Annotated in this window: 16 protein-coding genes; 10 read left to right on the forward strand and 6 right to left on the reverse strand. The window is 56.8% G+C overall.

Going from position 1 to position 16,662, the window contains the following annotated elements:
* Window positions 1-10 precede the first annotated feature (10 nt).
* The 6 genes from ectB to AFK62_RS00235 all read left to right on the forward strand — a co-directional run bounded on the left by ectB (window position 11) and on the right by AFK62_RS00235 (window position 5,751).
* On the forward strand, window positions 11-1,303 hold the full coding sequence (gene ectB / locus AFK62_RS00210) for a diaminobutyrate--2-oxoglutarate transaminase (RefSeq protein ID WP_007677847.1): 1,293 nt from the start codon (window positions 11-13) through the stop codon (window positions 1,301-1,303).
* Window positions 1,304-1,313: 10 nt separating this feature from the next.
* Window positions 1,314-2,528 (forward strand): NAD(P)/FAD-dependent oxidoreductase, encoded by a 1,215-nt coding sequence (locus tag AFK62_RS00215; RefSeq protein ID WP_007677849.1) that lies wholly within the window; start codon window positions 1,314-1,316, stop codon window positions 2,526-2,528.
* A gap of 9 nt (window positions 2,529-2,537) precedes the next feature.
* Entirely contained in the window at window positions 2,538-2,801 is a 264-nt protein-coding gene (locus tag AFK62_RS00220; RefSeq protein WP_007677858.1) for an acyl carrier protein, read from the forward strand.
* A 1-nt stretch (window position 2,802) separates the two neighbouring features.
* Window positions 2,803-3,756, forward strand: coding sequence for a cysteine peptidase family C39 domain-containing protein (locus AFK62_RS00225; protein ID WP_053531653.1), 954 nt, complete (start codon window positions 2,803-2,805; stop codon window positions 3,754-3,756).
* 1 nt (window position 3,757) lies between these two features.
* Window positions 3,758-5,035: an MFS transporter gene (locus AFK62_RS00230; RefSeq protein ID WP_007674684.1), complete on the forward strand. Its 1,278-nt coding sequence runs from the start codon at window positions 3,758-3,760 to the stop codon at window positions 5,033-5,035.
* A 290-nt stretch (window positions 5,036-5,325) separates the two neighbouring features.
* Window positions 5,326-5,751 carry a hypothetical protein gene (locus tag AFK62_RS00235; protein WP_032984493.1) on the forward strand — a complete coding sequence of 142 codons (426 nt, stop codon included), beginning with the start codon at window positions 5,326-5,328 and terminating at the stop codon, window positions 5,749-5,751.
* A gap of 112 nt (window positions 5,752-5,863) precedes the next feature.
* Here AFK62_RS00235 and mnmE read toward each other — a convergent pair whose 3' ends face one another.
* The 6 genes from mnmE to AFK62_RS23125 form a co-directional block, all read right to left on the reverse strand.
* A complete protein-coding gene (gene mnmE / locus AFK62_RS00240) occupies window positions 5,864-7,228 on the reverse strand; it encodes a tRNA uridine-5-carboxymethylaminomethyl(34) synthesis GTPase MnmE (RefSeq protein ID WP_007674693.1) in 1,365 nt (454 codons plus the stop codon).
* A 105-nt stretch (window positions 7,229-7,333) separates the two neighbouring features.
* On the reverse strand, window positions 7,334-8,983 hold the full coding sequence (gene yidC, locus AFK62_RS00245; RefSeq protein WP_032984494.1) for a membrane protein insertase YidC: 1,650 nt from the start codon (window positions 8,981-8,983) through the stop codon (window positions 7,334-7,336).
* Window positions 8,984-8,985: 2 nt separating this feature from the next.
* Window positions 8,986-9,243, reverse strand: a complete 258-nt coding sequence (gene yidD, locus AFK62_RS20630; RefSeq protein ID WP_004386003.1) for a membrane protein insertion efficiency factor YidD — start codon at window positions 9,241-9,243, stop codon at window positions 8,986-8,988.
* Window positions 9,207-9,566, reverse strand: a complete 360-nt coding sequence (gene rnpA / locus AFK62_RS00250) for a ribonuclease P protein component (RefSeq protein WP_004386002.1) — start codon at window positions 9,564-9,566, stop codon at window positions 9,207-9,209. Before rnpA ends, yidD begins: the two co-directional genes overlap by 37 nt.
* A 14-nt stretch (window positions 9,567-9,580) precedes the next feature.
* Window positions 9,581-9,721, reverse strand: a complete 141-nt coding sequence (gene rpmH / locus AFK62_RS20635) for a 50S ribosomal protein L34 (RefSeq protein WP_000831330.1) — start codon at window positions 9,719-9,721, stop codon at window positions 9,581-9,583.
* A gap of 229 nt (window positions 9,722-9,950) precedes the next feature.
* Window positions 9,951-10,031: a hypothetical protein gene (locus AFK62_RS23125; protein WP_420864768.1), complete on the reverse strand. Its 81-nt coding sequence runs from the start codon at window positions 10,029-10,031 to the stop codon at window positions 9,951-9,953.
* A gap of 299 nt (window positions 10,032-10,330) precedes the next feature.
* On the opposite strand from AFK62_RS23125, the gene dnaA reads away from it, so the two are divergent.
* The 4 genes from dnaA to gyrB all read left to right on the forward strand — a co-directional run bounded on the left by dnaA (window position 10,331) and on the right by gyrB (window position 16,509).
* A complete protein-coding gene (gene dnaA, locus AFK62_RS00255) occupies window positions 10,331-11,716 on the forward strand; it encodes a chromosomal replication initiator protein DnaA (protein WP_007674701.1) in 1,386 nt (461 codons plus the stop codon).
* A gap of 4 nt (window positions 11,717-11,720) precedes the next feature.
* On the forward strand, window positions 11,721-12,821 hold the full coding sequence (dnaN, locus tag AFK62_RS00260) for a DNA polymerase III subunit beta (protein WP_007674703.1): 1,101 nt from the start codon (window positions 11,721-11,723) through the stop codon (window positions 12,819-12,821).
* A gap of 171 nt (window positions 12,822-12,992) precedes the next feature.
* The gene (recF, locus tag AFK62_RS00265) at window positions 12,993-14,066 is read left to right on the forward strand and encodes a DNA replication/repair protein RecF (RefSeq protein ID WP_007674706.1); all 1,074 of its coding nucleotides are present in this window, start codon (window positions 12,993-12,995) and stop codon (window positions 14,064-14,066) included.
* A gap of 28 nt (window positions 14,067-14,094) precedes the next feature.
* Entirely contained in the window at window positions 14,095-16,509 is a 2,415-nt protein-coding gene (gene gyrB, locus AFK62_RS00270) for a DNA topoisomerase (ATP-hydrolyzing) subunit B (protein WP_007674721.1), read from the forward strand.
* Window positions 16,510-16,662: the final 153 nt, after the last annotated feature.

The following is a 16,662-nucleotide window of genomic DNA, read 5'->3' on the forward strand; positions in this document are numbered from 1 at the left end:
GGTAAAAAATATGACTACGCATGACACGGTTTTCGAGGTTTTCGCCCGCCATGAGTCCTCGGCGCGCAGCTATTGCCGCAACTTTCCGGTGGTGTTTCAGCGTGCGAGCGGAAGCTATCTGTATGACGCGCAAAATAACGCCTGGCTCGACTTTTTAAGCTGCGCCGGGGCGGTGAACTACGGCCATAACCCCGACGCCCTGAAGCAGGCGCTGCTGGAATATGTCGCCAATGACGGCATCCAGGCCGCGCTGGATCTGCATTCCGAAGCCAAGATGGCGTTTATCCTCGACTTTCACCGGCTGATCCTGGCGCCGCGCGCGCTGGATTACCGGATGCAGTTTACCTCCCCGACCGGCACCAGCGTGGTGGAGTCGGCTATCAAACTTGCCCGCAAAACGCGCGAGCGCGCCACCATCGTGGCGTTTACCAATGGCTTTCACGGCATGTCGTCAACGGCGCTGGGGCTGACCGGCAATCGCGATAACCGCCAGCCGTGGGCCGATGCGCATGTCTTTCGTCTGCCGTATGAGGGCTATCTCGATGGCCTGGATTCTGTCGCGTATCTGGAAAAACTGCTGACGGATAACAGCTCCGGGCTCGACGTGCCCGCGGCGGTTATCCTGGAGACCGTACAGGGCGAAGGGGGCGTGAATGTCGCCTCTGCCGGGTGGCTGCAACGGCTGCGCGAGCTGACCCGTCGCCACAATATTTTGCTGATCGTGGATGATATTCAGGCGGGCTGCGGGCGTACCGGCGAGTTTTTCAGTTTTGAGTTCGCGGGTATCGAGCCGGATATCGTCTGCCTGTCTAAATCGTTAAGCGGCTACGGCCTGCCGTTTTCGCTGCTGCTCTATAAACCGGAGCTGGATCAGTGGAGCCCTGGCGAAGACAACGGCACCTTTCGCGGCAACACGACGGCATTCGTCACCGCCCGCGCCGCGCTGACCACCTTCTGGGCCGACGACGCGCTGAGCCAGCATGTGTTTCAGCTTGAAAGCGTGGTGAAGCAGTGGCTGGCGGAAATCCATCTGCGCTTTGCGCCCTTTATCAAAGCGACCCGTGGCCGCGGGCTGTTTTACGGTATTGAGTTCCACCAGCCGGAACACGCCCGCGCCATATCGCGCGCCTGTTTTGAGCAGAAGATGATTATCGAACGGGCAGGCGACCGCGATCAGGTGGTGAAACTGATGCCCGCGCTGACCATCAGCGAGGCGCAGCTGCGCGACGGACTCGACATCCTGCAGCGTGCGATCGAAGGCGTGCTGGCCGACGCGCTGCTTGACCAGCCGATCGCCGTATAAGGAGCCGACCATGACGTATGACGTGTTAATTGTCGGCGGCGGCGTGGGCGGAAGCGCCTGCGCCATCCTGCTGCGCCAGCAGGGCATGACGGTGCGGCTTATCGAAAAAATGCCGGACGCGCAGCGCTATAAAAAGCTCTGCACCCATTTTATCCAGCCCGCCGCGATACCGGTGCTGGAGCAGCTCAACATGGCGGCGCTTGCCAGCCCGCCTTACAGCGTGCGCACCAAAGCGGCGTTTATTACCGCCGCCGGGTATATCGACCCGGAAGGCGGCTACGGCCCGGCGAGCGAAGGGTACGCGCTGAATCTTGAGCGGTCGGTGCTGGACCCGGCGCTGCGCCAGCAGGCGGAAAACGCGGGCGTGGAGAGCGGGTTTGGCGAGCGCGTCACGGCGCTTGAACGCACGCCGGACGGCTGGACGCTGACCATTGAGAAAGACGCGCAGATGCAGTTGGTGCAGGGCCGGGTGCTGGTGGCCGCCGACGGTCGCACCTCCGCCATCGCCCGACTGACGGGTAACGAGGCTGTGGCGCATGAAAACCAGCGGGCGACGTTCTTCGCATATTGCTCGGGTATCGCCGCGCCGGAGCAGGGGCGCTCGCTCTTTGCCCACAGCGCGGGCGGCATGGCGTTTCTCTATCCGCTAACGGGCGGGCGCACGCTGCTGTCGGCTTATGTGGATAAAGAGACGGCGAAACGCTGGCAGGAGGAGGGCGCGGAACAGGCGTTGCTGCGCTACTTCACGACCGTGCCGCAGATGCCGGACGTGCGAAACGCGCGCTTTGAGACGCCGGTTTACGGTTATCAGGATTATCCAAGCCTGGTACGTCAGCCGGTGCACGCGGATATCGCCTTTATCGGCGACGCGGCGCTTTCGCTCGACCCGATGAGCGGCGTGGGATGCAGCTTTGCGCTCCAGGCGGCGTCGATGCTTGCGGCGGCGCTGGGCGAGCAGGCGAGCCTGCCTGCGGCGCTGAAGGCTTACGCGCAGCGCTTCAACGGCTATTTCCCGGCCCACGCGCGCGGCATTATCGCCGATTCGCTGATAACCAAAGACGAAGCCCGCCAGCAGCAGTTGTATCAGGCGATTCTGGCGGATCCGATGCTGCAACGGCAGTACCGCGATCTGACCGGGCGTCTGCTGTCGCCGCCGGCGTTTCAAAATGCGTATCTGGTGAGTAAAGCGCGCCAGCGTACCGCCACGGCGCGGGCAGGCGCATAAGGAGAGAAGATGTCTGAGCAATCTGTCGCCGCGCTGGAAGCGGTCATTCTGGAGAAGCTGGCGCTACAGCTGCCCGATAAAGGGCCGCTCGGCGCGCAGACTCCCTTCGCGTCGCTGGGCGTGGATTCGATAGGCGTGGTGATCCTCGTGGCGGAACTTGAGAGCGAGCTGGATTTCGTTTTCGACCCGGCTGACCTGGATATGACCCACTTTACGCATGCCGGGCGTCTCGCCTCGCTGTTGCACAGTAAATATCAGCTCACAGGAGAGTGACATGATGACGGATATTCTCTATCCGCACGATGCGCAGCTTTATGATCGCCGCTTTATGAACTGCGCCGAGCGTCACGCCGTGGTGTTTCTTAAAGAACGCCGCGCACAAACCGATCTGCTTTTTTACCGCGCGCTGGTAAGCAGCGATGAGATTTTTCGCCAGATCATTCAGCAAAAAAAGCCGAAATATAATTTTGTGAATGGCTGCTTTAACGAGCCGGACTTAAACGCGCTGGGCATTTATCCCCACGAATTACGGGGCGAGGGCTTTGCGCAAATTAAGCCGGATGTCGATGCGCTTATTCGCCAGTATGGATTTGTGCTTATTTCCGGTTCGGTCTTTTATTTCCCGCACTGTCCGGAATACCGGCAGAAACATTTGCATCATCTGGTGGTGCTGAACGGCGTGGATGAGGCGCGTGACCGTTATCAGGTCGCGGATGATAACCCGGCCAGCGTGCTGTGCCAGTATCAGTATGGATTACAGGAGGTGGCGGGCTTTTTTGATAATAACGGCGACCGGCTGGCGCGCTGGTTTACGCTTGATCATTACAACAGCGACGATGCAACACGCTATTTCCATCAGGCGCTGCGCGATTACCTCGCCCATTATCAGGACAGCCAGCAATTTTTATCCGGCATTGAGGACTACCTGAAAGATAATTTTGAAGCACGTGAAATTAAATTGCAGTTATTACATGACGGATTCAGTTTACTATCAGGATCGCGAACGCTGTTCGCTCACTATTTATCGCTTCAGCATCCCGACCAGGACGCCATGACTGAACTGGCGCGCCAGCTCGGCCAGCAGGCCTTTATTCTGAAAAGCCTGGTGGTGAAAGCGCGCATTACCCAGCGGCTGGATATTGCCGACCTGGCGACGCGCGCCCGACAGTTTCAGGAGCAGGAAAGCGCTTTGTTACAGGCATTACGCACTCTGCTGCGAGGACATTGAGATGACCACAACGGTACAGAAAAAAGGCTACGGGGAGCTGCTGCGCGAAAAACGCTTCTTTCCGTTCTTTTACAGCCAGATCCTGACGAACCTGGGCGATGGGCTGTTTTCCGTTTCGCTTATCTATTACGCGCTGAAGATTGGCTCGTCTTCGGCGACGCTTGGGGCCATCGTGTTTGCTATTACGCTGACGCGCGGCCTGCTCGGCCCGCTGGGCGGCGTCATTAGCGACCGGCTCGACCGCCGCCGCTACGTAATTTGCCTTGAAGTGTTGCGCACCCTGAGCGTACTGGCGATCCCGGCGCTCTATTATGCGGGCTTGCTGAATATTTACGGGCTGTCGGCTATCGGCGTGTTTATCTCCACGCTGTTTGCGATTTCCGTACCGGCGGCCAAAGCGCTGATCCCGACGCTTGCCGGGACGGAACGCCTGCAGCTGGCGAACGGACTGATCCAGACCGTTACCTGGCCCGCGTTTTTCCTCGGCTCCGGCCTGCTGGCGGTACTCCAGGACCGCATTCCTTCTCAGATGCTGTTTGTGGTGACCGGCGTGGTTTTCGGCGTCTCCAGCCTGCTGCTGTGGACGATGCCGAAGAGCGCGCCGCGCACCGCCCCCACGAACCGCCTGACGCCCGGCGTGTTTTTCCAGGAGCTGCGCAACGGTTATCAGGTGTTGCATGTTGACCCGGTGATGCGCACCCGCGTCTGGCTGTATGGCGCGTTTACGTTCTTCTGGCGCGGCAGCCTGCAAATTTGCATCCCGATCCTTATCCTGCGCACGCTGGAAAGCCCGCCGTGGCTCTACGGCGCGCTGATGTTTGCCAACGGGCTTGCGGAGCTGCTGGCGAATTTGTGGGTCGGGAAGCGGTTCTTCCAGCGTCCGCTGCTGTTTACCTACTCCTGCGAAGTGCTGCTCGGAAGCGGCCTGCTGCTGCTGGCGCTGAGCCTGTGGCTGCCGTTCACTTACCTCTGGCTGTTCTCGGCGGTGATTCTGATTGGCGTCGCGGCCGCGACCATTGATATCCCGCTGCTGACGGTGATTCAGAAGCAGATCCCGGCGGAACATGTCGGGAAGGTGATCAGCTACTGGTTTACTATCGGCTCGTGCGGCGGCGCGGCAGGCTCTTTGCTGCTGGGAATGCTGTTTGAGCTGGTGCCTGTCAGCAGCGGTATTGTGATAACCGGCGCGGTGTGCCTGTTTATTGGCCTGGCGTTCTATAGCTGGGCGCAAAAGCGCAATACGTTTATTGAAGAACGCAGCGTGGACGTGGTGGTATAAACCTGTAAAACCTGCATTAACAACGCGTTAATGCAGGTTAGTAAATGCTTACTACACAAAGCCAGGGATGGCGAACATCAGCAGCGAAAGACGAGCGTAAAAGCAGGCCTCATTGCTTTCGCTCCCTTCAGCTTTTCCTGAAACGTTGGTAATGACGCTAACAGGCACAATATGAAAGACTTTTTTGTAAAGCCGGTAAGCGGTAATGTGATGTTTTTAGGGAACAATGCGTGGATGAATACGCCTCTCAGAGGCGGCATCCCGAATGTATGATGGGCGTGTATCGGACTATGAACAAATCTCTCCTGTTTTGCCTCGTTTTTGCCTTTTTTTGCCCTGTCACGCAGGCCAGTGAATGCACGAAAGAGAAAGCGCAAGCCGCAGAAAATGCCGTCGATCATCTCAATACCTGGGCTGCGGTATACGACAGTTATGTGCGTTACTCGTCATGTGATGAGGGCAGTCCTGGCGAAGGTCAGTCGGAAGCCGTTATCCGTCTTTTAGCTGACCAGTGGCGCACGTTGCCGGCTTTAGATGCCCTCGTAAAACGCCAGCCCGCATTTGAGCAGTGGGTGCTCAGCCATATTGATTCGACGCTCGATTCTGACGATCTGCAAAAGACAGAGGATAACGCTAAAACGCAATGCCCATCGGGGCACGCCGCGCTTTGCAAAAAAATTGCCGCAGCGGCCTCTGAAGCGATAAACGAAAGCTAATCTCTACAGCGAACCCGCAGGGCTCTCTGGCATCCCGGCTGACAATAAAAACCCGCATTAACAAGCTGTTAATACGGGTTAGTGGATGCTTACAGACGACAATCCGCCGGCGTTATTTACCAATACAGAAGCTCGAGAAAATACGGCCCAGCAAATCGTCAGAGGTAAATTCACCGGTGATTTCACTTAACGCCTGCTGCGCCAGACGCAGCTCTTCGGCCAGCAGTTCGCCTGCCCAGGCGCCCAGCAATTGCGCTTTGCCCTGTTGCAGGTGATTCGCCGCGTCTTCCAGCGCCTGCAGATGTCGACGGCGAGCCAGGAAGCCGCCTTCCATGCTGGTATCAAAGCCCATGCTTTGTTTGAGATGGCTGCGTAATACTTCAACGCCTTCGCTGGTGCGTGCGGAAAGACGAATAAGTGAGTGACCATTTACTTCGCTCATGCCCGGCTGCTCACCGGTAACGTCTGCTTTGTTACGCACTACGGTAATCGGTAATTTCGCGGGAAGACGGGCAATAAAGTCGGGCCAAATTTGCGCCGGGTCGGTGGCATCCGTCGTGGTGCCGTCGACCATAAACAGCACGCGGTCGGCTTGCTCAATTTCCTGCCAGGCGCGCTCAATACCGATGCGTTCCACTTCATCGCTCGCCTCGCGCAGACCGGCGGTGTCGATGATATGCAACGGCATACCGTCAATATGGATGTGCTCGCGTAATACGTCGCGGGTTGTGCCCGCAATGTCGGTCACAATCGCCGCTTCGCGGCCTGCCAGCGCATTCAGCAGGCTGGATTTCCCGGCGTTCGGGCGGCCCGCAATGACCACTTTCATCCCTTCGCGCAGCAGACTGCCCTGACGCGCTTCGGCGCGTACAGCGTCGAGATCGCCAATAACGTCGTTAAGCTGGGCTTCGATTTTGCCATCGGAGAGGAAATCGATCTCTTCATCCGGGAAATCAATTGCGGCTTCGACAAAAATACGCAGATGAGTCAGCGCCTCTACCAGATGATTCACGCGCGCAGAAAACGCGCCCTGAAGCGAGTTTAGCGCTGAACGTGCCGCCTGCTCAGAACTGGCATCGATAAGGTCGGCAATCGCTTCTGCCTGGGCGAGATCGAGTTTGTCGTTCAGAAACGCCCGTTCGGAGAATTCGCCAGGACGCGCGATGCGTACGCCGGGCAACGTCAGGATGCGCTTTAACAGCAAATCCAGAATTACCGGGCCGCCGTGGCCCTGCAGCTCCAGCACATCTTCACCGGTAAAAGAATTGGGGCCGGGGAACCACAGCGCGATACCCTGATCGAGCGCGGTGCCGTCAGCATCTTTGAACGGCAGATAATCGGCGTAACGGGGCTTGGGCAGCTTGCCCAAAACGGCGTGCGCCACGTCCCGCGCCTGTTGGCCGGAAACGCGCAGAATGCCCACGCCGCCGCGTCCGGGAGGCGTTGCCTGGGCGACAATAGTGTCGTTATGGCTCATGGTCTGTCTCTTTAATACCAATAAAAAGGGCGGTCATCAGACCGCCCTTAACGTGATGTTCCCTTTGCCGGATGGCGGCTTCGCCTTATCCGGACAACTACCGGATCAGGACTTTTTCTTCTCGCGGCTATGCAGACCGCGTTTTTCCAGACCACGGTAAATCAGCTGCTGCTGAAGGATGGTCACCAGGTTGCTGACGATATAGTACAGCACCAGGCCGGACGGGAACCACAGGAAGAAGACCGTGAAGATGACCGGCATAAAGGTCATGATCTTCTGCTGCATCGGGTCAGTCACGGTGGTCGGCGACATCTTCTGAATGAAGAACATCGTCGCGCCCATCAGGATCGGCAGGATGTAGTACGGGTCCTGTGCGGAAAGGTCGTGGATCCAGAGTGCGAACGGCGCGTGACGCAGTTCCACCGAGCCCATCAGCATGTAGTAAAGCGCAAGGAAGATAGGCATCTGAATCAGCAGCGGGAAGCAGCCGCCCAGCGGGTTCACTTTCTCCGCTTTATACAGCGCCATCATTTCCTGGCTCATACGCTGCTTGTCGTCGCCCATACGCTCGCGCATAGCCTGAATCTTCGGCTGCAACAGGCGCATTTTCGCCATGGAGGTGTACTGCGCTTTTGTCAGCGGGTACATCACACCACGAACGATAAAGGTGATGGCGATAATCGAGAAGCCCCAGTTGCCAAGGAAGCTGTGGATCCATTTCAGCAGCTTGAACAGCGGCTGAGAGATGAACCACAACCAGCCGTAGTCAACGGTCAGGTCAAGGTGCGGCGCGACAGCGGCCATTTTGTCCTGAATCTCCGGACCCACCCACAGGGTGCTGGAAAGCGACGCCGTCTGGCCTGGCTGAACCTGAACCGGTTCAGACTTGTAACCGACAGCGGCAACGCCGTGACCCAGGTTTGCGGTATAGAGGTTATTGGTGCCGTTGCCTGCTGGTACCCACGCGGTCGCGAAGTACTGCTGAAGCATTGCTACCCAGCCGCCTTTGGCGTTCACGTTCAGGTTTTCATTGTCGGCGATGGTATCGAACTTATATTTCTCATACTTCTCGTCCGGCGTGGAGTAGGCCGCGCCGCGGAAAGTATGCAGAGCAAAGTTGTTGCTACCCGTATCGCGATGGCTCGGCAGATCGATAGTCTGCTTCAGCTGGCCGAACGTAGAGACTTCGAGCGGCTGCGTGCCGGCATTCTTCACGTTATAACCCACATACACCGCGTACTGGCCGCGTTTCAGGGCGAACGTTTTGGTGAAGGTGTTGCCTGAGGCGTCGGTGAAGGTCATCGGGATCAGCAGCTCGTCCTGACCGTCAGCCAGAACGTAGGTGTCGCGATCGACATTATAAAGCGGGCGACCCTGATTGTTATTCGGGTTGTCCGGGCCGTTACGACCAGTCAGGCCGCTCTGTGCCTGGTAGACAAATTCCGGCGTGGTTTCCAGCAGCTGGAAAGGTTCGCTGGAGCCCAGTTCTTTCGGGTATGCCAGCAGAAGCGCCTGCTCGATGTCGCCACCACGGGTATTGATGGTAAGAGAAAGGACATCGGTCTTAACGGTAATGAGTTTCCCCTGGCCACTGGCCGGTACGCCCTGGCTTGCGGCGCTACCCGCTGCGGTGGTCGTAGTCTGCGTGGTCTGCTGAACCTGGGGTTTTGGAGCTTTATCTTGCTCCCAGGCTTGCCAGATCATGAAAGACACGAACAACAAAGCGATGACAAGAAGATTGCGTTGCGAATCCATCGTTAGTGTTCTCTGGTATCAAAAGGTCCTGGCGGGACGGGGTCGTCTCCACCCGGGTTCAAAGGGTGGCATTTTAATACGCGTTTCACTGTCAACCAACTGCCTTTTAACACACCAAACCTGCGCAATGCCTCAATTCCGTACTGCGAACAGGTGGGGTGAAAACGGCAATGCGGCCCGAGAAGCGGACTAATGAAGCGTTGATAGACCCGGATGAGGGCTATCAGGAGCCGCGAACCAGGCGACAATGACGACGCCATAATTTTTCCAAAGCTTCCGAAAGCTCCCGGTTATCGAGGTCGGCAATCCCGCGCTTCGCCACCACCACGAAATCCATTGGAGGAAGTTCATGTTGACGTAAACGAAAGCTTTCACGCGTCAGACGTTTAATCCGATTGCGTTCATGAGCGCGTTTAACGTTTTTCTTGGCGACGGTAAGACCGATGCGGGGATGCCCCAGCGAATTAAGGCGGCCGAGGATGGTGATTTGCGGCGTGCCAGCCCGTTGTGGCTGCTGGAAGACGAAGGTGAAATGAGCGGGAGTTAACAAACGTAACTCCCTGGGAAATGCGAGCTTAACCACTAAATGGTTAGCTATTACTTGGAAACGGTCAGACGAGCGCGGCCTTTAGCACGACGACGTGCCAGAACCTGACGACCATTTTTAGTAGCCATACGAGCACGGAAGCCGTGAGAACGGTTGCGCTTCAGTACAGACGGTTGAAAAGTGCGTTTCATGGCGATTTCTACCTAAACTTGAATAAATTCACTGACTTTGCGTATGCGCGAACGGCCTGCCGGACGACTTACGCCAAAGTAATCGACGATTAAAGAGGCCGGATTGTAATAATTGTACACTCCGGAGTCAATTCACTTTCCTTATTTCCCGCGCTTTTCCCCTCAGTCTGAGGATGAAAAACGCGCAAAATTCAGGCGATAAACCGCGCTTTACGCACCGGGTGGGGAATTATACGGGCTCGTTGGCAAAGCGCAAGGATCGTCCAGGATCTTCGTTAGATCGATAAAGCAAAATTTTCGCGATCGTCATTAATTTTTCCGATATGCCGGGTAAATCGTGCCGCAGCCATGAAAGGATCGATTACACTTAAGCGTCCTGACGCAGGCCTGTGGATAAATCAGGAAGAATCTGTGAGAAACAGGAGATCTCTGGCTCGCTTTAGGCTATGATCCGCGGTCCCGATCGGGATCCCTGATCTCAGGCATCGGGTAAAAAACCGCAAATAGCGGTTCGCACGCCTCCCGGCTCGGGGCTTGTCGGCGTGTGTCAACAATCATGAATGTTTCAGTCTTCGTCTTTTATCGACTTTTGTTCGAGTGGAGTCCGCCGTGTCACTTTCGCTTTGGCAGCAGTGTCTTGCCCGATTGCAGGATGAGTTACCAGCCACTGAATTCAGTATGTGGATACGCCCCCTACAGGCGGAACTGAGCGATAACACGCTGGCTTTGTATGCGCCAAACCGGTTTGTGCTCGATTGGGTAAGGGACAAATACCTCAATAATATTAATGGATTACTGAATGATTTCTGCGGCTCTGACGCGCCGTTGCTGCGTTTTGAAGTCGGCACGAAACCGCTGACGCAGACGACAGCCGCGCCCGCAAGCCAGGCGGTAAAGCCTGCCCAGGCTGCGCCAGCCGCGGCGCCCATGCGTCCGGCATGGGACAACGTGCCTGCACCGGCGGAGCCGTCCTACCGTTCTAATGTTAACGTCAAACATACCTTCGATAACTTCGTTGAGGGTAAATCCAACCAGCTGGCCCGCGCGGCGGCGCGTCAGGTGGCGGATAACCCAGGCGGCGCGTACAACCCGCTCTTCCTTTATGGCGGCACGGGTCTTGGTAAAACGCACCTGTTGCACGCTGTCGGTAACGGCATCATGGCCCGCAAGCCGAACGCGAAAGTGGTGTATATGCACTCTGAGCGGTTCGTACAGGACATGGTGAAAGCGCTGCAAAACAACGCCATTGAAGAGTTCAAACGCTACTACCGCTCGGTGGATGCGCTGCTTATTGACGATATTCAGTTCTTCGCCAATAAAGAGCGATCCCAGGAAGAGTTTTTCCACACCTTTAACGCCCTGCTGGAAGGCAATCAACAGATAATTCTTACCTCGGATCGTTATCCAAAAGAGATCAACGGGGTTGAGGATCGTCTGAAATCGCGCTTTGGCTGGGGTCTGACGGTCGCCATTGAGCCGCCAGAGCTGGAAACACGCGTGGCGATTCTGATGAAAAAGGCGGATGAGAACGATATCCGTCTGCCGGGCGAAGTGGCCTTCTTTATTGCAAAGCGTCTGCGTTCCAATGTGCGTGAGCTGGAAGGCGCGCTGAACCGCGTTATCGCGAACGCCAACTTCACCGGTCGCGCTATTACTATCGATTTCGTACGCGAAGCGCTGCGCGATCTGCTGGCGCTGCAAGAAAAACTCGTCACTATCGACAATATTCAAAAGACGGTGGCCGAGTACTACAAAATCAAGGTGGCGGATTTGCTTTCCAAGCGGCGTTCCCGCTCGGTCGCGCGTCCGCGCCAGATGGCGATGGCGCTCGCCAAAGAGCTGACCAACCACAGCCTGCCGGAAATCGGCGATGCCTTTGGCGGCCGCGACCACACCACGGTGCTGCACGCGTGTCGCAAAATAGAGCAGCTGCGTGAGGAAAGCCACGATATCAAAGAAGATTTCTCCAATTTAATCAGAACATTATCTTCGTGACGCTATGAAATTTACCGTTGAACGTGAACATTTATTAAAGCCGCTCCAGCAGGTCAGCGGCCCGCTGGGCGGTCGTCCGACGCTGCCTATTCTTGGCAACCTGTTGCTTCAGGTCGCGGACGGTGTGCTGTCGCTGACCGGCACCGATCTGGAAATGGAAATGGTGGCGCGCGTCGCGTTGGTGCAACCGCATGAGCCGGGTGCCACGACCGTACCGGCCCGTAAATTCTTTGATATTTGCCGTGGTCTGCCAGAAGGCGCGGAAATCGCCGTTCAACTGGATGGCGATCGCATGCGCGTGAGCTCAGGGCGCAGCCGTTTTTCGCTCTCCACGCTCCCGGCGGCAGATTTCCCGAACCTGGACGACTGGCAAAGCGAAGTCGAATTTACGCTGCCGCAGGCGACCATGAAACGTCTTATCGAAGCCACGCAGTTTTCGATGGCGCATCAGGATGTGCGTTACTACTTAAACGGCATGCTGTTTGAAACCGAAGGCGAAGATCTGCGTACCGTTGCGACCGACGGCCACCGTCTGGCGGTCTGCGCGATGCCGGTTGGCCAGCCATTGCCGAACCATTCGGTGATCGTGCCGCGTAAAGGCGTGCTGGAACTGATGCGTATGTTGGATGGTGGCGACGCACCGCTGCGTATTCAGATTGGCAGCAATAATATTCGCGCACACGTTGGTGATTTTATTTTCACCTCCAAGCTGGTTGATGGCCGCTTCCCGGATTACCGTCGCGTGTTGCCGAAAAACCCGGACAAAACGCTGGAGGCAGGCTGCGATATTCTCAAGCAGGCGTTTGCCCGTGCGGCGATCCTCTCGAACGAGAAATTCCGCGGGGTGCGGCTTTACGTAAGTGAAAACCAGCTGAAAATCACCGCCAATAACCCGGAGCAGGAAGAGGCGGAAGAGATCCTTGATGTCACCTACGCGGGCACAGAAATGGAAATCGGCTTTAACGTCAGTTATGTGCTGGACGTGCTGAACGCGCTGAAGTGCGAAAATGTGCGCATTCTGCTGACGGATTCGGTGTCGAGCGTGCAGATTGAAGACGCGGCGAGTAGTTCCGCAGCGTATGTTGTTATGCCCATGCGTCTGTAGAGTTTCCAAAAGGGGCTGGTTTACTTGCCATTTCGCCTCCCGGCAGTGCTCGAAATGCTCACGTACTATGTGTACGCTCCGCTTTCTGCGCGCTGGCGGTGGCCGAACTGGCTGTGACACCAACACCCCTGTCTCTGAGAGTATGCACGCCCTGGACCGGAAAAGTTCTTAATGTCACTGACGCGTCTCCTTATCAAAGATTTCCGCAATATTGAAAATGCGGATCTCGCGCTCTCTCCTGGTTTTAACTTTCTGGTTGGCGCGAACGGCAGCGGGAAAACCAGCGTGCTGGAAGCGATTTACACGCTGGGCCACGGACGCGCGTTTCGCAGCCTGCAAATCGGGCGCGTGATTCGCCACGAACAGGATTCCTTTATTCTTCATGGGCGGCTGCAGGGCGACGAACGCGAAGTCTCGGTCGGCCTGACGAAAGATCGCAACGGCGACAGCACGGTGCGTATCGACGGTAGCGACGGTCATAAAGTGGCCGAACTGGCGCAACTGATGCCGATGCAATTAATTACCCCCGAGGGGTTTACTTTGCTCGGCGGCGGCCCCAAATACAGAAGAGCGTTCCTCGACTGGGGATGCTTCCATAACGAGCCGGGCTTCTTTGTGGCCTGGAGCAACTTAAAACGCCTGCTCAAGCAACGCAACGCCGCGCTGCGACAGGTGACCCGCTATGAACAACTGCGCCCGTGGGACCGGGAACTGGTTCCGCTGGCCGAACAGATAAGTCAGTGGCGCGCCAGCTATAGCGAGGCGATCACTAACGATATGGCTGATACCTGCGCTCAGTTTTTGCCGGAATTTACGCTCACGTTTTCTTTCCAGCGCGGCTGGGAGAAAGAGAGTGATTATGCCGACATTCTGGAACGTGGTTTCGAGCGCGACCGGATGTTGACCTACACCGCGCATGGCCCGCACAAGGCTGATTTCCGCATTCGCGCCGACGGCGCGCCGGTGGAAGATACGCTATCGCGTGGGCAGCTTAAGCTCCTGATGTGCGCGCTGCGCCTGGCGCAGGGTGAATTTCTCACCCGCGAAAGCGGACGCCGCTGTCTTTATCTGATAGATGATTTTGCCTCTGAACTCGACGACGCCCGACGTGGGCTTCTGGCGCAGCGCCTGAAGGCCACGCAGTCGCAAGTCTTTGTCAGCGCGATTAGCGCCGAACATATTCTCGACATGACGGACAAAAATTCGAAGATGTTCGCTGTCGATCAGGGTAAAATAACGGATTAACCCAAGTTAAAATGAGCGAGAAACGTTGATGTCGAATTCTTATGACTCCTCCAGTATCAAAGTCCTGAAAGGGCTGGATGCGGTGCGTAAGCGCCCGGGTATGTATATCGGCGACACGGATGACGGCACCGGTCTGCACCACATGGTATTCGAGGTGGTAGATAACGCTATCGACGAAGCGCTCGCGGGTCACTGTAAAGATATCGTCGTGACCATCCATGCCGACAACTCCGTTTCGGTAACGGATGACGGGCGCGGCATTCCGACCGGTATTCACCCGGAAGAAGGCGTTTCGGCAGCGGAAGTTATCATGACCGTTCTGCACGCAGGCGGTAAGTTTGACGATAACTCCTATAAAGTCTCCGGCGGTCTGCACGGCGTAGGCGTATCCGTGGTGAACGCCCTGTCGCAGAAACTGGAACTGGTGATTCGCCGCGAAGGCAAAATCCACCAGCAGACTTACGTGCACGGCGTACCGCAAGCGCCGCTGGCCGTGACCGGCGATACCGAACAGACCGGTACGCAGGTTCGCTTCTGGCCAAGCCACGAAACCTTTACCAACGTCACTGAATTTGAATATGACATCCTGGCAAAGCGCCTGCGCGAACTCTCGTTCCTGAACTCCGGCGTTTCTATTCGTCTGGTGGATAAACGCGACGGCAAACAGGATCACTTCCATTACGAAGGCGGCATTAAGGCGTTCGTTGAGTACCTCAACAAGAACAAAACGCCGATCCACCCGAACATCTTCTATTTCTCTACCGAGAAAGACGGGATTGGCGTGGAAGTGGCGCTGCAATGGAACGACGGCTTCCAGGAAAACATCTACTGCTTTACTAACAACATCCCGCAGCGCGACGGCGGTACGCACCTGGCAGGCTTCCGTGCGGCGATGACCCGTACGCTGAACGCCTACATGGATAAAGAAGGCTACAGCAAAAAAGCGAAAGTCAGCGCCACCGGCGATGACGCGCGCGAAGGGCTGATTGCGGTCGTCTCCGTGAAAGTGCCGGACCCGAAATTCTCCTCTCAGACCAAAGACAAACTGGTTTCCTCCGAAGTGAAATCGGCGGTTGAGCAGCAGATGAACGAACTGCTGGCGGAATACCTGCTGGAAAATCCGTCTGATGCCAAAATCGTGGTCGGCAAAATCATCGACGCTGCGCGCGCCCGTGAAGCTGCCCGTAAAGCGCGTGAAATGACGCGTCGTAAAGGCGCACTGGATCTGGCGGGTCTGCCTGGCAAACTGGCGGACTGTCAGGAACGCGACCCGGCGCATTCTGAACTCTACCTGGTGGAAGGGGACTCCGCGGGCGGTTCTGCTAAACAGGGCCGTAACCGTAAGAATCAGGCGATTCTGCCGCTGAAAGGGAAAATCCTGAACGTGGAGAAAGCGCGCTTTGACAAAATGCTCTCCTCCCAGGAAGTGGCGACGCTTATCACCGCGCTCGGCTGCGGCATCGGTCGCGACGAGTACAACCCGGACAAGCTGCGCTATCACAGCATCATCATCATGACCGATGCGGACGTCGATGGCTCGCACATCCGTACGCTGCTGTTGACCTTCTTCTACCGCCAGATGCCGGAAATCATTGAGCGTGGCCATGTGTATATCGCGCAGCCGCCGCTCTACAAAGTGAAGAAAGGGAAACAAGAACAGTACATCAAGGACGACGAGGCGATGGATCAGTACCAGATTTCTATCGCACTTGACGGCGCGACGCTGCATGCCAACGAAAGCGCGCCTGCTATCGCCGGTGAAGCGCTGGAGAAACTGGTGTCTGAGTACAACGGCGCCCAGAAGATGATCAACCGCATGGAGCGTCGCTATCCACGCGCGCTGCTAAAAGAGCTGGTTTATCAGCCGACGCTGTCGGAAGCGGCGCTTGCGGATGAAGCGACCGTGACCCGCTGGGTCTCTGCGCTTATCACGACGCTTAATGACAACGAGCAGCACGGTAGCGTATGGAAATACGATATTCGCGAAAACGCTGAAACGCGTCGTTTCGAGCCGGTCGTGCGTGTGCGTACGCACGGCGTTGACACCGATTACCCGCTCGATCATGAGTTCGTGACCGGTGGCGAATACCGTCGTCTCTGCACGCTCGGCGAGAAGCTCCGCGGTCTGATTGAAGAAGATGCGTTTATCGAGCGCGGCGAACGCCGTCAACCGGTAGCGAGCTTTGAACAGGCACTGGACTGGCTGGTGAAAGAGTCCCGTCGCGGTCTCTCTATTCAGCGTTATAAAGGTCTCGGCGAGATGAACCCGGAGCAGCTGTGGGAAACCACAATGGATCCGGAAAGCCGCCGTATGCTGCGCGTCACCGTAAAAGACGCCATCGCTGCCGATCAGCTCTTTACGACGTTAATGGGCGATGCTGTTGAACCGCGTCGCGCCTTTATCGAAGAAAACGCCCTGAAAGCGGCGAACATCGATATCTGATAACGCCTGATGGCGGGTAGCGCGTTGCTGACCCGCCTGGCGTACGACGCAGAATGTCGTTTTGTAAGGTGGGTGCGTGCAGCGTACCCACCTTTTCTTTTAATCATCCCTGACGGCGGGTGGCGCTTTGCTTATCCGGCCTGCATGCGACGT

The organism is Cronobacter condimenti 1330 (assembly GCF_001277255.1).
GTDB classification, from domain to species: domain Bacteria; phylum Pseudomonadota; class Gammaproteobacteria; order Enterobacterales; family Enterobacteriaceae; genus Cronobacter; species Cronobacter condimenti.